This is a genomic window from Flavobacterium sp. LC2016-13, from assembly GCF_009707955.1.
GTDB lineage: Bacteria > Bacteroidota > Bacteroidia > Flavobacteriales > Flavobacteriaceae > Flavobacterium.
In genome coordinates this window covers 49,043-64,494 of sequence record NZ_WMDQ01000007.1, presented here as the reverse complement: position 1 = coordinate 64,494, position 15,452 = coordinate 49,043, and the positions used below count along the sequence as shown (strand labels likewise).

The following is a 15,452-nucleotide window of genomic DNA, read 5'->3' as shown; positions in this document are numbered from 1 at the left end:
TCACTTAAACATTAATTTTGTTAAAAATTTTAAACCCTATGAAAAAAATAGCATTACTATCGATTATAGCATTCGCAGCTTTTAGCATTTCTGCTACAGCTCAAAAATCAAAAAAAGGTATGAAAAAAGTATTATTTGTTGTGACCAGTAATGATAAACTGGGCAATACCGGAGAAAAAACAGGATTCTGGTCAGAAGAATTGGCTGCGCCTTATTATGAATTATTAGATCAGGGAGTTGAAATTACGATTGCATCTCCGCTTGGAGGTCAGCCGCCAATTGATCCTAAAAGTTCTGATCCTGCATCTGCAACCGAAGACACTAAACGTTTTGACGCTGATAAAACATTACAGGAAAAATTAAAACACACTCATAAACTTTCGACTGTTAACCAAAAAGATTACGATGCTGTTTTTTATCCTGGAGGCCACGGACCACTTTGGGATTTAGTTGAAGATAAAAATTCGATTGCTTTAATTGAATCTTTTTACACGCATAAAAAACCGGTAGCTTTCGTTTGTCACGCTCCGGCTGTTTTGAAAAACGTAAAAGTGAATGGAGAATTTTTAGTGAAAGATAAAAAAGTAACTGGTTTTACCAATACAGAAGAAGAAGCCGTAGGTTTAACTAAAGTGGTTCCTTTTTTACTAGAAGATGCTTTAACTCAAAATGGTGCTAAATTCTCAAAAGGGGAAAACTGGCAACCTTATGCTGTTGAAGACGGACTTTTAATTACTGGACAAAATCCTGCTTCATCTAAATTGGTGGCTGGTAAATTACTAGAAAAATTAAAATAAAGGTACTGAGTTGCTAAGGTTCTAAGGTTTTTACTTAGCAGCTTAAAAACTCAATCTCTTATTTTCTTTAATTAATAAAAATTTAAATAAATAATGATGCTAAGTTTACTGGATAAGTTCAAAGAAAAAAAACTTAGTCCCTTAGTCCCGAAGCTTCGGGATAGCATCTTAGAAACTCAAAAAAAATGCTAAACTTTGAATTATACAATCCGACGAATTTAATTTTCGGAAAAGGACAAATTGAAAAACTTTCTACTTTAGTGCCTAAAGGCGCCAAAATATTATTGGCTTATGGTGGTGGAAGTATTTTTAAAAATGGAGTTCATGAACAAGTTATCAATAACTTAAAAGGTTTTGATATTGTTGAATTTGGTGGAATTGAGCCAAATCCGCATTTTGAAACTTTAATGAAAGCTGTTGAAGTTATTAAAGCAGAGAAAATAGATTTTATTCTGGCTGTTGGTGGCGGATCTGTTATTGATGGTGTGAAATTTATTTCGGCTGCAGTAAATTTTGACGGAAATCCGATTGATATTTTACAAAAACGAATTCTGATTAAAGAAAACGCGGTGCCTTTTGGAACTGTTTTGACTTTGCCTGCGACAGGAAGTGAAATGAATTCAGGTTCTGTAGTTACAATTAAATCGACTCAGGAAAAACTGGCTTTTGGCGGAAGCGCTTTGTTTCCGAAATTCTCTATTTGTGATCCGACCGTAATTACATCTTTGCCAAAAAGACAATTGCAAAATGGTGTTGTTGATGCTTTTACACACGTAATGGAACAATATTTAACGTATCCGCATGAAGGTTATTTACAAGACAGAATTGCTGAAGGTATTTTACAAACGTTAATTGAAGTTGGTCCAAAAGTGGTAGAAAATCCGGCAGATTATGCTTTGGCTTCGAACTTTATGTGGAGCTGTACAATGGCATTAAACGGACTGATTCAAAAAGGAGTTCCTTCTGATTGGGCAACCCACATGATTGGTCACGAATTAACAGCTTTGTATGAAATTGACCATGCGAGAACTTTAGCGATTATTGGCCCAAGTTTATATACTGTTATGTTTGAAACTAAAAAAGGAAAACTGGCACAATACGGAAGAAGGATTTTTAACCTAACTGGTTCAGAAGATGAAGTTGCTAAAGAAGCAATCAATAAAACTGTTGAATTTTTCCATACAATGGGAATGGATACTAAACTTTCGCAATACACAGAAAACTATAGCAATACTGCAGATTTTATCGTAAATCGTTTTGATGAAAGAGGCTGGAAAGGTTTAGGAGAAAATCAATTGGTAACTTTAGATAAGGTAAAATCTATCGTTGAAATGAGTTACTAAATAGTATTGAAATAAATTATCCTGATTCGTTTCCCACGGTTGAAACCGCGGTTATATTTAAATGGGATAGAATTTTAGAAGTGTAGTATTCAATCACAGTTCAAGTTGTAAAACTGCGACTGTAAACTGCAAACAAAAAAAGGCGTTCTTAACAAGTTTAGGAACGCCTTTTTAAAATACTAAAACAAAACTAACTAACTCAATTTTTGATAAACTCATTAAAATTCTAATTTATAAGTAGTTACAACGTAGCAATCGTATTATTATTGTATAAAGCAGAAAATAATTTGATTATTTTTTAGAACTACCTGAAAACCATTGTTTATAGAGGTGATTTTTAAATTTCTTAAATCAGATTTTGTATTATTACTACATTATTAAGTACTTTTGCTTTAAATTATTAAAATAATGAGCGAAAAATTAAAGTTTGCAGTAATTGGAGGAGGAAGCTGGGCGACGGCAATTGCAAAGATGTTATGCGTGAATCTTTCAGAAATAGCTTGGTACATGCGTAATGATGCTGCGATAGAGCACATTCAAAAATACAAACACAATCCAAATTATTTAAGTTCAGTCGAATTTGACACCAATAAACTTAGATTAACCAACAATATAAACGAAGCCGTTGAATTTGCAGATTATGTGATTTTTGCTATTCCATCTGCTTTTTTAGATGCTGAATTAAAAAATCTGACGGTTTCCCTAGCAGATAAAATTATCTTTTCGGCTATTAAAGGAATTGTTCCTGAAACAAGTTTAATTGTTGGAGAACATTTCCATATTCAATACGATATTCCATATTACAATATTGGTGTTATTACAGGTCCTTGTCACGCTGAAGAAGTGGCTTTAGAAAGACTTTCGTATTTAACAATCGCTTGTGGTGATCCGGATAAAGCGAAAAACGTAGCAAAATCGCTTTCAGGAAATTATATCAAAGCAAAAATTTCAGATGATATTATTGGTACTGAATATGCAGCGATGCTTAAAAACATTTATGCTATTGCTGCCGGAATCGCGCATGGTTTAGGTTATGGTGATAACTTCCAGTCGGTTATGATGAGTAACGGAATTCGTGAGATGAAAAAATTCATCAGAAAAGTGCATAAAATGAAACGTAACATTAATGATTCCGCTTATTTGGGCGATTTATTAGTTACAGGATATTCCGTATTCTCAAGAAACAGAATGTTCGGAAACATGATTGGAAAAGGTTACACGGTAAAAAGCGCCATGATGGAAATGAGCATGGTTGCCGAAGGTTATTACGCAACAAAAAGTGCCTACAAACTAAATCAGGGTTACGGAGCCAAAACGCCTATTATCGATGCCGTTTATAGTATTTTATATGAAGGAAAAGATGCTAAGTCTGTATTTAAGAAATTAACGGAGTCTTTGGATTAAGTTTTTTAGAGGCAAGAGAATAGAAGCAAGAAAATAGATTTCTATACTTTGAGAATAAAAAAGAGTCAAGACTAATTAAATTTCGTCTTGACTCTTTTTTATGTTCATGCATGAGAAAGAAAGTCTATTTTCTTGCTTCTATTCTCTTGCTTCTTAACTCTTACTTCACCATCACTCCTTCAACAAATAAAATCGGCACTTCTTCCGTATTTTTTTCGTTGATTAAGTTTGATTTGAAGATGAATTTCTTGTCGTACAAAGTATTTCCGATGAAAAACGTTACCATGAATTCGTTGTTTAAAACCAAAAGGCTTTTTTCGATCATTTCGATTTTTACTACCGAAACGGCCGGAACTTCAACAAAAGCGTGGCGTAAAACAGATGTTTTTTTCATTTCGCCATCTATAGTTCCAAATGCTTTTGAAACGACCATAACGCTGTCTAAATTAAAGTCGCTATCGTTTACAAGATAAGCGTACCATACTTTTTCCATAAAATCGTCGCTCCATTCCTGAACAGCGGCAAGAAATACGTTTTCTACTTCGGGGATTTTTATATCTGCTTTCATATGTGTCAAAAGTTTAAAAATCGAAAGTCATAAAGTCGAAAGTCATAAAGTCATTACTATGAGACTTTCGACTTTCGACTTTATGACTTTTAGACTTAAATTATATATTTGCTTTGAATTGCTCTAAGAAGCGAACGTCGTTTTCGTAAAACATACGGATATCACCAATTTGGTATAATAACATCGCAATACGTTCTACTCCCATTCCGAAAGCAAAACCATTGTATTCATCAGGATTGATATCGCAATTTTTAAGAACATTCGGATCAACCATTCCGCAACCTCCAATTTCTAACCAACCTGTTCCTTTTGTAATACGGTAATCAGTTTCTGTTTTTAGTCCCCAATAAATATCAATTTCGGCACTTGGTTCTGTAAACGGAAAGTATGACGGACGTAAACGAATCTTCGATTTTCCGAACATTTCTTTTGTAAAATAAAGTAATGTTTGTTTCAAATCTGCAAACGAAACGTTTTTGTCGATATACAATCCTTCAACCTGATGGAAAATACAGTGCGAACGAGACGAAATAGCTTCGTTACGAAATACACGTCCCGGAGAAATAGTACGAATTGGCGGTTTGTGATTTTCCATATAACGCACCTGAACAGATGATGTATGCGTACGCAACAACACGTCAGGATTTGTCTGAATGAAAAATGTATCCTGCATATCTCTAGCCGGATGATATTCTGGTAAATTCAATGCGGTAAAGTTATGCCAGTCGTCTTCGATTTCGGGTCCTTCAGAAACATTGAATCCGATGTTGGCAAAAATATCTATAATCTGATTTTTTACGATAGAAATAGGATGACGAGAACCAATAATTACAGGTTCTGAAGATCTTGATAAATCACCAAAAACTCCTTTTACTTCTTCTTTACTTTCAAGTTCTTCCTGAATCGCTCTTACTTTTTCTTCAGCAACAGCTTTTAAAGTATTCATTACTTGTCCAAAGTCTTTTTTCTGGTCGTTCGGAATATTTTTGAACTCTGTAAAAAGTTCTTTTACCAAACCTTTACTACCTAGATATTTTACACGGAATTGCTCTAAAGATGCTTTATTTTTATCATTAAAGGCTTTCGCTTCCTCTATATGTTGTTTTATCTTGTCTATCATTTTCCTTCAATAATTGAGAATACAAATTTAGTGTTTTTAGTTTAAAGTGTACAGTCGCAGTCGCAGTTTTCAGAATATACTTAACTAAAAACTGAGACTGAGACTAAAACTACTCTATAAGTTTTCTTTCTAAAAAATAATTTACAATGGCTTCTTTCATCAAAACCGATTGTTCACCTGCTTTTAGTGACGGCAATTCTTCTTTTACTTTGTAATGCGGCCAGCCATCTTCATCAAAATATTCGAATTCATAGAATCCGTAAGGTTCCAATAATCGGCAAATGGCAATGTGCATTAAGTTTAATTTTTCGTCTTTTTTGAATTCGCGATGCAGTTTCCCGAGTTCCTGAACTCCAATTAGGTAAATTATGGCATCCAGATCTAAGTCTTCGCCTTGCGAAAATTGATTTGAAAGTATATCGACGAGCTTTTCCCAACGCTCTTTTAATTGTGTATCTCTGGACATTAATGTTATTTTAGATTGTTGATTTTAGATTGTTGATTGCTGATTTTTGGATACTTTAAATCTAAAATCTGCAATCTGAATTCTAAAATTTGATTTTGCAAAGATACGGACTTCAAATCCAAAGACCTTAAAAAATTAAACACATAGAAACATAGATTTAACTTTATAAAAAGGATTATTTAAAAAAAAGCCTCTGAACCTTTGCATCTATGAATCTCTGCACCTTAAAAAGCAGATATTTCTTTTATATTTGCGACTCAATAAAACAAGGCAGAATATGAGTTTTTTAGATATGATTTTGGGGGCGCTTTTACTTTACAGCTTATACAAAGGGATAAAAAACGGCCTTTTTGTAGAAATTGCTTCTTTTATTTCTTTGCTGTTGGGAATTTATCTAGCGATTAAATTCTCTTCTTTTATGAAAGAAGTCATCATGAAACATGTTTCCTGGAATCCAAATACGATTCAGGTTACTGCTTTTTTCCTGACTTTTATATTGGTCGTTATCGGCGTTTATTTATTGGCTAAACTTTTAACGGGAATTGCTGATTTTGCTCAGTTGGGATGGCTTAATAAACTGGGCGGAGGATTTTTTAGAATTCTGAAAACGATCTTAATTTTAAGTATTATTATTGCCCTTTTTGAGAAAATAAACTTTGATAATACTTTTGCCAAAAAAGAAACTCTGGACGAATCTATTTTCTATAATCCGATTAAAAAAGTAGCTGCTTTTGTTTATCCTTCGATTGAAGGATGGTATGAAACTTTTAAGGAAAACCACAAGAAAGATTCTGAAGAAACCAGTGAAAATAAAAAAGAAGAAGAGCTTTAAAATTACTATTCCTCGTCTTTATGTACCGGAAATAAATTTTTCAGAATAATAAGCATCATGCCTATTACATTTACAGATGAAGTCGTCAATAATGTAATTAATACGTTTTCTGAAAGATTTAAGTGCAATACACTGCCGTTAAAATATAAAATAGATACTACAGCTGCTAACCAAAGAAAAATAATAGCTGCAAAAATATAGGTCAAATGCCTTCTTAATTTGGTATCTTCTAAAAACCTGCCCACTTTAGCACTTCCCAGCCTGTCTTCAAGTATTTGATTTTGCAAGCGCGCGCTGCTAATGTCTTCAGGGGTTAATGAAGAATTATTTTCAATAGAAATTCGGTTAAGGTTTAGGTTTAGGGCCGACATATTAAGCTGAAATTGGTTTTAGTTTCGTTTTATAATGTTCGTAAATATCATCATCAGAAATAACAGCATTAGAATCTTTGCGATATACTTTCCTCCACGGCGTTCCTTCATTGTGTGTTAAAGCGCTTAAATATATCCCGTCAAATCTTCCGTAAACTTCCCATATTTTATCTAAAAATTTTCCGTCATCGCTGGTGACTTTTTCATCTTTTACAGCATTCGGAATTTTCTCCGTTATCTTTTCTTTTTTATATTGCTTTATGCTATAATATAAAGATGGAAAAACCGGCCCGAAATCCCATGCAATAGGATTTTCATCAAGTAATCTGTCTTTTTTATTGGTTAAGGCTAAATACCAGCCGTAAGCAATATAAGTAAGCTTTATTATTTTCATTGGAGTAAGGTTTCCGGTTTTAGAATACTTATCAATGAAATAATTAGCAACTGTTGTTGGATTGTAAGCCATAATTATGAATATTATTCTTCAAAGTTATTAAAATAGATTGAATTACAATTACAGAAGGTACTGTTTTATTAATAACCCATTTTATTGAATTTTAATACTTTATGATTAAAAAAAAGGAAGACTGTTTCTGTAACTGTCTTCCCTTTTTTTACCAGATTATTTCTGATTTTTCTCCCTTTTTTAAAGTGATGTTTTGCTTTTTGTCTCCGCTTATTAAAATTGTATTTCCTCCAATTTTAGAAGATATTGTAACTTTTTTTAAGGTTTTATTATCCCATTCCATTGCAATTTCGAATCCGCCTCTGGCGCAGATTCCTTTTACAGAACCCGTTTCCCAAGCGTCCGGTAAAGCTGGCAATAATCTAATTTCATTTTCATTTGATTGCACCAGCATTTCGACAACGGCTGCGGCTCCTCCAAAATTTCCATCAATTTGAAATGGCGGATGCGCATCGAATAAGTTTGGATAAGTTCCTCCTCCTCTTCTTGGCGTTGCGGTTTTCTTTCCATCCGGGTCTACATAACGAAGCAATTCCCTGTACATTTTATAAGCACGATTTCCGTCCCAAAGTCTTGCCCAAAGATTAATTCTCCATCCTTTTGACCAACCAGTTGTTTCATCGCCTTTTATTTCTAATGTTTTTTTAGAGGCTTCGGCTAAATCCGGCGTTTTTTCAGGAGTAATATGATCGCCGGGAAAAAGTCCGAATAATTGTGATTGATGGCGGTGTTTCGGGTCTTCATCATTCCAGTCGAAATACCATTCCTGCAAGTTTCCTTTTTTACCAATTTGATAGGGATGAAATTTAGAAAGTGCTGCTTCTAATTTTGCTCTGAAATCAGCATCGGTATTTAGCGCTTTTGAAGCCTTGATTGTTTTATCGAAACATTCTCTAATCATGGCTAAATCTGCTGTTCCTCCGTACATTGTTGCACCAATAAAACCGTCTGGCGCAATGTATTTATTTTCAGGAGAAGTAGATGGCGATGTAATTAAATTTCCGTTTTTATCCAAAATCATCCAGCCTAAAAAGAATTGCGCTGCGCCTTTCATAATTGGATATCCTTCTGTTTTCAGGTAATTTTTATCTTGGGTAAAAATGTAATGTTCCCAAATATGCGTACTTAACCAGGCACCTGAAATTGGCCAGCAAGCCCAACTCGGATCTTCTTTTCCAAATTGCCCAACAGGATTGGTCATTGCCCAAATGTCTGAATTGTGCGCTGCAGCCCAACCTTCTTTTACGCCATAAAAAGTCTTCGCTGTAGTTTTTCCTGTAACGGAAAGGTTTTTTATAAAGCTCAGAAGCGGCAAATGCATTTCTGAAAGATTGGTGTTTTCTGCCAGCCAGTAATTTTCTTCCAGATTGATATTCATGGTATAATTACTGCTCCACGGCGGATTTAAATGCGGATTCCAAATACCTTGTAAATTGGCCGGAACACCCATTGTTCTTGAACTGCTTATTAACAAATATCGTCCGTAATTGAAATAGAGAATTTCAAGGTTTTTATCTTCTTTTCCATCTGAATATCTTAATAAACGTTCGTCTGTTGCTAAATCCGGTGCAGTTGTTTTGCCTAAATTTAAATCAACACGATTGTAGAATTTCTGATAATCGGCAATGTGAGCTTCTTTTAATTTATCGAATGGTTTTGCAAATGCTTTGTTCAGGTTTTGCAATGCAATTGATATGTCATCTAATCCTTCTGTTGCCGGATTTTTGTCAAAACCATTAAAACTTGTGGCAACAGATATATAGACATAAGCTTCGGTTGCGTTTTTTAATGTTAAAGTAGATCTGGAACTTGTAACTTGTCCGTCTGTTTTGTTGATTTGGATTAAAGTTGTAAATCTTGTTCCTCTTTCTTTTACTTGTAGGTATTTTGGCAAAACTGTATATCCTGCATTTTCATGAATTGGAGCAAAACCATTCATTACCAGAATATTATTTCTTACTTCAACATTTGAATTTAATAAACCCTTTAGATTAACATCAAAATTTAAACCTCCTTTTTTACTGCTTGTCAATTTTATTACCATGATTTGGTCCGGTGCCGAAACAAAATATTCCCGCGTAAATTTCACGCCATCCATATCATAACTCACTTTTGATACTGCATTCGAAATATTCAGTTCTCTGTAATAATTGACTGCTTTTCCTTTTTCGGAATTATTGATTTCTAATGTTCCCAAAGGCGCAAATGATTCGGAGTTTTTGCCTTCAATTTTTTTGTTTAATTCATCGGCTAGTTTGTAGTTTTCGTTTTGGAGTGCTTCACGAATTGCCGGAATGTTTTTGTAAGCTTCCGGATTCATATTAGCGTTTACGGGTTCACCTGACCAAAGTGTGGCATCGTTGAGATAAATTTTATCTGAATTTACGCCGCCAAAAACGGTTGCGCCCAGTTTTCCGTTTCCTAAAACTAAACTTTCTTCAAAAAAATCTGCGGGTTGATTGTACCACAAAACATTGCTGGATTGCGCCGACATGTTGATGCAGAAAGAGGTGAATAGTAAAATGGCAGCTGTTTTCGTGACGTTTGATTTCATGAATTATTCTTTTTTTATAATATCCTAACAGGTTTTTTTCAACCTGTTAGGTATTCTATATTTTAGTCTGTTTTGACAATTATATCTAACAGGTTGAAAAAACCTGTTAGGATATCGAAACCCAATTTGCGCGCGTGAGGGATAGGAATAAACTACCGAAGTAGTATGGATAGCCCGACCGTATTTACAAAAGGCGCACATAAGCGGTTTGTTACATAGCGCCTTTTGTAAATACGGTCACGCCCTAATGATAAACGCAAATATTATTTTGGTTCTAAATTTAATTCTTTAGAACTTAATTCGTCGCTTTATAAACAAAATTTTTAAATGCAACCTGACCTTCGCCAACTGCCGAAAGCCCCAATCGAAGGCTCATAAAACCGCTTAATACATTGTGATTAAATGAAGAAACTTCTGCAGAGTTTTCAATCTTGATCCATTCGTTTCCGTTAATGCTGTAAAACATGTTTACGAGTTGTTCTTTCTTTTCGAGTCGCAGGAATAAATGTGTTTTATTTACTCCTTTTTGCGTTGGAAATTGCCACGATCTTAATATCGCCAAAACGTTTTCTTTGTCTGCGGCGATTCCTGTATAAATTTTGCTGTCATAGAAAAGAATAAGTCCTGCGGTGGCATTGCCTTCTATTTCTACTTCAACTTCGGCTGTGTACGAATGATCGGGAGGCGTGCATAATAACGGAGAACTTTCGCCAATGCCTTTTCCTTTTGCTTTTATCTGAATTCCGTTTTGGGTAAGCTTAAATCTTTCAGCGTCAAAATGATCAAAAAACTGCCATTGCGGTTGAAGTTCTGTTCCTGAAAAGGTATCTGAAAGTGTGAAATTGCTTTTTGAAGTTTTTCCTGCCGGTTTTTTTATTGATTTTTCGGTTTTACTGTTTTCCGGAATTTTATACCAGCCATCATTTGTCCATTCTACAGGTTGCAAAAGTGTTTGGCGTCCCATATTGTAATATCCGTTTTCGTAACCGTGAAAAACCATCCACCATTTTCCGTTAACATCATCGATTATTGTGGCGTGACCTTTTGACCACCATTTTTCTGAACTGTCATTCGTTCTTAAAATTGGATTATACGGCGAGTTTTCCCAAGGTCCTAAAGGCGATTTTGATCTTGCCGATATTACCATATGACTTGTGGCCGGACCGGCTGTTCCACCTTCTGCAACGGTAAGGTAATAATAATTTCCACGCTTTGAAACTTTTGGTCCTTCCATACAAAAGCATTCTATAGACCATTCTGCAGGTATTTTCCAACCGTCGTAAACATGTTTGCCTTCTCCGGAAACTGAAAGTCCGTCTTTAGACAACGGCACATAATTACCATTGCTAAAATAGAGATAGCGATTCCCTTTTTCGTCTGTAAAATGTCCGGGATCGATATTGCCAATTTTTAAATCTACAGGATCGCTCCACGGGCCATTTATATTATCTGCCGAAACTACATAATTGGTTTCGTTGGCAGGGAAATAGATGTAAAATTTGTTGTTGTATTTTACCAAATCCGGCGCCCAAACTGAACCTACGCTTTTTTTAAGTGCGTGTGTAACGGGTTTCCAGTTTACTAAATCTTTAGAAGTCCAGATTAATAATCCAGGATAATAATTGAAGGATGAATGTACGATATAATAATCTTCACCATCTCTCAGTATGGACGGATCTGGATAATCTCCGGCAAATATGGGGTTTTGATAGGATTCAGTATTCGTTTTCTGTTGCTGTGCATTACCGAAAAACGCAATGAAAAATATCAATAAGTGAATGCTTTTTTTCATAATTTTAATTTATAAAATATGGATCGCTCGGTTTATTTATGTATCCTAACAGGTTTTTTCAACCTGTTAGGTATTTATTAACCTGACTGAAATTATATATACCTAACAGGTTCAAAAAACCTGTTAGGAGAAGAATCTAATCGCAACCAATGTATTATTTACTCACCTTGTAAACTTCGTTTGCCGTAATCATTTCCCAATTATCGGTTCTAAATGGTGATGCCGGGAATTTTTCTTTATTAAAAAGATTGATTTCTGTATCATCGTCTGCCCAACCGTAATGAATTGCAACCGGATTTTTTACGTTTTCGCTTGAAACTATTATTTTGTTGTTTTTGATGATCGCTTTAGCGGAATGAAAAACTTTGTCAGCTCCGGCGATTTCAAAACCTTTTACGTTTTCTGAATTATCTGAAGTTGATAAACCTGAACCTATATTATCGAATGTTAGGATAATCTCGTTTCCTTTTATTTCCTGAGATTTAAAAGTTGGTCCGCTGTAAACTTGTTTTTTTCCGTAAACATTGTTCAATGCAATTGCCGCTAAACGTAATCCAACGTCTTGTTTGTTTGTTGGGTGAATATCTTTTGCATTACCAATATCTGTGGTTACAACCATTCCGGTATTTTTCAACTTCAACGTTTCTGATTGTGCTTCGCGAAGTTCCGCCCAACGGCTGCCAACTTTACTGTTTCCGCCAAACTCGTTGAAAGTCGATAATTGAACAAAGTAAAAAGGAAAATCGCCTTGTTTAAATTTTGTTCTCCAATCTGTAATCATTAATGGAAATGCTTTTTTGTATTGTTTTGCTCTCCAAACATTGGCTTCGCCCTGATACCACAAAACGCCTTGAAACGCGTACGGAACTAACGGATTTACCATGGCATTGTATAACAATGACGGATAACTGTTTGGCGAAACCGCAATTTTTACCTGAACTACATTAAATTTCCAAAGTCCTTCGAGTGCTAAATTTGAATCTTTGAATTGAATTTTTAAATCTGCAGTATCACCGTAAATTCCGCCGCCGCCTGAATAATCAGCAATTCTAAGGGAAATTACGTTTTTACCTTCTTTTAAAACTCCCGCAGGAATTTTATAAACTCTTAATGCTTCCCAAATTTTATTGGTTCCAACCTCAACTCCATTTACATAGGTTATATCTTCGTCATCTACTTTTGATAAATGCAAAACGGCTTCGCTTTTGGCTTGTTCTGCCGTTAAAATAATTGTTTTTCGCATCCAGACTACGCCATCAATATTGCCAATTTGCTGGTTTTCCCATAAAGATGGCACTTTTATTTCGGGCCAGTTTTTATCCTCAAAATTGAATGCTGCAAATTGGTTTTCATTTTCCATAGAAACATCAAAACCCTGATTTTTCTTTATGTTGTCTAAAACTGATTTTTTATATACTTCAAAAACGGCATCGATATCAACTTGAGGAACATCTGCAATCATGGTTTTAAAGTCATCGCTTTTTTCGAAAGCTTCACGGCTTGTCCAGGTTTCAACATTTGTTCCGCCCCAGGAAGTATTGATGATTCCGATTGGAATTTTTAATTCTGCGTATAATTTTTTAGCGAAGAAAAATCCTGCCGCTGTAAAATCACGAATATTTTCTTTGTTGGCAACTGCCCATTTTCCTTGTTTTAAATCTTCTTTTGGAGTTCCGCTTAAATCTTGCGCTACTCCAAAATGACGAATCATTGGATAATTTGAATCGGCCATTTCTTTTTCAGCATTCATGGTTTTATACATCTGAAATTCCATGTTTGATTGTCCGCTGCAAATCCAAACTTCACCAACCAAAACATCTTTAATGACGATTTTATTTTTTCCTGTAATGGATAACTCAAAAGGTCCGCCTGCTTTTTCAGCAGAAAGTTTCACCATCCATTTTCCGGTTTTATCGGCTTGAACGATTTTAATTTGTTTGTTAAAATGAACTTCTACTTTTTCATTTGCATCTGCCCAACCCCAAACCGGAATTTCTTTGTTGCGCTGCAACACCATTCCGTCAGAAAACAGTAAAGGCATTTTGACATTAGCATTTGACATTATGCTAAATATCAACAAAATAAAGATTGTACACTTTTTCATTTTTCTCTAATTTTACTAGTTTTAATCATATAAGTGATATAAGTAAATATAAATGCAAATTAATATTGAACTTAAATTATCTTATATCACTTATATGGTTTTAAAAACATTTTTATTGTATTCCTTCGATTAATGCATTTAACGCCTGAGTGTCTGAAACTGTATTATTGGTTCTGTTTATGATTCCAAAACCATTGTTTCCTAAATTTCCTTCATCCCAATAAAAAGGTAATAATCCGTTTGCTTTGGCTTGTTTTACTACCGTTTTTAAATAATATGCTCTTGAAGCCAAATGTAAAGTTAACGCATCGCCTGTTAAAGTTGTTCTGCGAATGGCGCCAAATTCTCCTAACAAAACCGGAATTCCTTTATCTACAAATTGGGTTTTCATTAATTTGAAGTTTTTCTCTAAATCGGCTTCTTCTCCCCAACTTGCATTTCTTTCTGTATCTGTTGTCGAATGATAATTTGCTCCCCAATAATAGAACATTTTTCCCCAGGTTTCATCTTTGGTTAAACCTGCAAAATTCCATGGAGCATAATAATGCACTTCTACCATCATTCGGTTTGCTGCTTTATCTGTTGGCAAAGTCAACATTAGCTTGTTTGTTTTTTCAATATCGGTTGTTGGTCCCTGAACGACCAAAGTGCGGTAAGCATTTTTGCCTCCTGTAGAACGAACTGCATCGATAAAGGTTTGATGATAAGATGTTAAAACTGCCATTTGTGTAGCATCTTCAACAGCTGGTTCGTTGGCACTTGCAAAAAGCAAATGTTCGTCGAAACCACGTAATTGTGTTGCAATTTGTTCCCAAAAAGCTTTTTGCTTGGCATTGTTTTCTATTTTTTTAGCTTCGGTAATATTATTTTCCAGCCAACCACCGTCCCAATGAATATTTACGACGACATACATGTCATTATCAACGCAATACTGAACAACTTCTTTTACTCGATTTAGCCAGTCTGCTTTTATTTTTGCTGTAGCTGAATTTTCTAAATACTGATTCCAAGAACACGGAATTCGAATGGCATTAAAACCATTTGCCTTAACGGCATCAATAAGTGCTTTGGTTACTTTTGGATTTCCCCAGGCAGTTTCTCCGCCAGTGGCTTCCAATGTATTTCCGATATTCCAGCCTAATTTTATTTTTGCGGCTAATTGTACAGCTGTACTTGACATTCCGGTTGCATCGGCTGCAATTGGGTTTGTGTTATAACTTGGATATAAACCGGCAATTTCTACTTTTTGTTCTTGTTTTTCTTCTTCTTTATCAGAACTGCAAGCCCAAAGACTTAAAAAAGAAAAACATAAAGCGGTGCTTAACAGATAACCTTTTACAGTATTTTTCATTTGGTTTGGTTTTAATAGTTAGTTCTAAGTTTTATTCAGGTAGCTTCATTTCTATTTATTAAAATAACCCGTGGGTGTAATGCATAAAAATATTTAAACACATAGAAACATAGATTTTATGATTTTGAAAAAAGTAAATTAAAAAGAAACTCGTTTCTCACACATAGCTATGTTTGTCAATGCAAGTGAAACGCCTTTTTGAGTTCAATAAATTCTATATTTCTATGTATTAAAAATAATTACAACCAAAGGATTAAAAATAATGCTCTTTAATAAAATCAAAG

Annotated in this window: 13 protein-coding genes; 4 read left to right on the top strand and 9 right to left on the bottom strand. The window is 34.6% G+C overall.

Annotated elements, in window-relative coordinates; all coding sequences use genetic code 11:
• The first annotated feature begins 38 nt into the window (after window positions 1-38).
• The 3 genes from GKZ86_RS14975 to GKZ86_RS14965 all read left to right on the top strand — a co-directional run bounded on the left by GKZ86_RS14975 (window position 39) and on the right by GKZ86_RS14965 (window position 3,544).
• Window positions 39-797, top strand: coding sequence for a type 1 glutamine amidotransferase domain-containing protein (locus tag GKZ86_RS14975; protein WP_194632519.1), 759 nt, complete (start codon window positions 39-41; stop codon window positions 795-797).
• 185 nt (window positions 798-982) lie between these two features.
• Window positions 983-2,140 carry an iron-containing alcohol dehydrogenase gene (locus GKZ86_RS14970; RefSeq protein ID WP_154783890.1) on the top strand — a complete coding sequence of 386 codons (1,158 nt, stop codon included), beginning with the start codon at window positions 983-985 and terminating at the stop codon, window positions 2,138-2,140.
• Between the two features lie 408 nt (window positions 2,141-2,548).
• A complete protein-coding gene (locus GKZ86_RS14965) occupies window positions 2,549-3,544 on the top strand; it encodes an NAD(P)H-dependent glycerol-3-phosphate dehydrogenase (protein ID WP_154783889.1) in 996 nt (331 codons plus the stop codon).
• A gap of 160 nt (window positions 3,545-3,704) precedes the next feature.
• Here the strand turns inward: GKZ86_RS14965 and GKZ86_RS14960 are convergent, their stop codons facing one another.
• The 3 genes from GKZ86_RS14960 to GKZ86_RS14950 all read right to left on the bottom strand — a co-directional run bounded on the left by GKZ86_RS14960 (window position 3,705) and on the right by GKZ86_RS14950 (window position 5,698).
• On the bottom strand, window positions 3,705-4,112 hold the full coding sequence (locus GKZ86_RS14960; RefSeq protein ID WP_154783888.1) for a hypothetical protein: 408 nt from the start codon (window positions 4,110-4,112) through the stop codon (window positions 3,705-3,707).
• A 100-nt stretch (window positions 4,113-4,212) separates the two neighbouring features.
• Complete coding sequence (gene pheS, locus GKZ86_RS14955; RefSeq protein WP_154783887.1) at window positions 4,213-5,232, bottom strand: phenylalanine--tRNA ligase subunit alpha; 1,020 nt, start codon at window positions 5,230-5,232, stop codon at window positions 4,213-4,215.
• Window positions 5,233-5,341: 109 nt separating this feature from the next.
• Window positions 5,342-5,698: a hypothetical protein gene (locus GKZ86_RS14950; RefSeq protein WP_154783886.1), complete on the bottom strand. Its 357-nt coding sequence runs from the start codon at window positions 5,696-5,698 to the stop codon at window positions 5,342-5,344.
• Between the two features lie 277 nt (window positions 5,699-5,975).
• Between GKZ86_RS14950 and GKZ86_RS14945 the strand changes: the two genes are divergently transcribed.
• Complete coding sequence (locus GKZ86_RS14945) at window positions 5,976-6,530, top strand: CvpA family protein (protein WP_154783885.1); 555 nt, start codon at window positions 5,976-5,978, stop codon at window positions 6,528-6,530.
• A 5-nt stretch (window positions 6,531-6,535) separates the two neighbouring features.
• Here GKZ86_RS14945 and GKZ86_RS14940 read toward each other — a convergent pair whose 3' ends face one another.
• From GKZ86_RS14940 to GKZ86_RS14915, 6 genes are all read right to left on the bottom strand, one after another.
• Window positions 6,536-6,901, bottom strand: a complete 366-nt coding sequence (locus GKZ86_RS14940; RefSeq protein ID WP_154783884.1) for a hypothetical protein — start codon at window positions 6,899-6,901, stop codon at window positions 6,536-6,538.
• Window position 6,902: 1 nt separating this feature from the next.
• Window positions 6,903-7,367 carry a Panacea domain-containing protein gene (locus GKZ86_RS14935; protein WP_154783883.1) on the bottom strand — a complete coding sequence of 155 codons (465 nt, stop codon included), beginning with the start codon at window positions 7,365-7,367 and terminating at the stop codon, window positions 6,903-6,905.
• A gap of 148 nt (window positions 7,368-7,515) precedes the next feature.
• Window positions 7,516-9,921: a glycoside hydrolase N-terminal domain-containing protein gene (locus tag GKZ86_RS14930; RefSeq protein WP_154783882.1), complete on the bottom strand. Its 2,406-nt coding sequence runs from the start codon at window positions 9,919-9,921 to the stop codon at window positions 7,516-7,518.
• A 295-nt stretch (window positions 9,922-10,216) separates the two neighbouring features.
• Window positions 10,217-11,713 (bottom strand): family 43 glycosylhydrolase, encoded by a 1,497-nt coding sequence (locus GKZ86_RS14925; RefSeq protein ID WP_154783881.1) that lies wholly within the window; start codon window positions 11,711-11,713, stop codon window positions 10,217-10,219.
• Between the two features lie 154 nt (window positions 11,714-11,867).
• Window positions 11,868-13,817 (bottom strand): sialate O-acetylesterase, encoded by a 1,950-nt coding sequence (locus GKZ86_RS14920; RefSeq protein WP_154783880.1) that lies wholly within the window; start codon window positions 13,815-13,817, stop codon window positions 11,868-11,870.
• A gap of 112 nt (window positions 13,818-13,929) precedes the next feature.
• Window positions 13,930-15,168 (bottom strand): glycoside hydrolase family 5 protein, encoded by a 1,239-nt coding sequence (locus GKZ86_RS14915; protein WP_194632518.1) that lies wholly within the window; start codon window positions 15,166-15,168, stop codon window positions 13,930-13,932.
• Window positions 15,169-15,452: the final 284 nt, after the last annotated feature.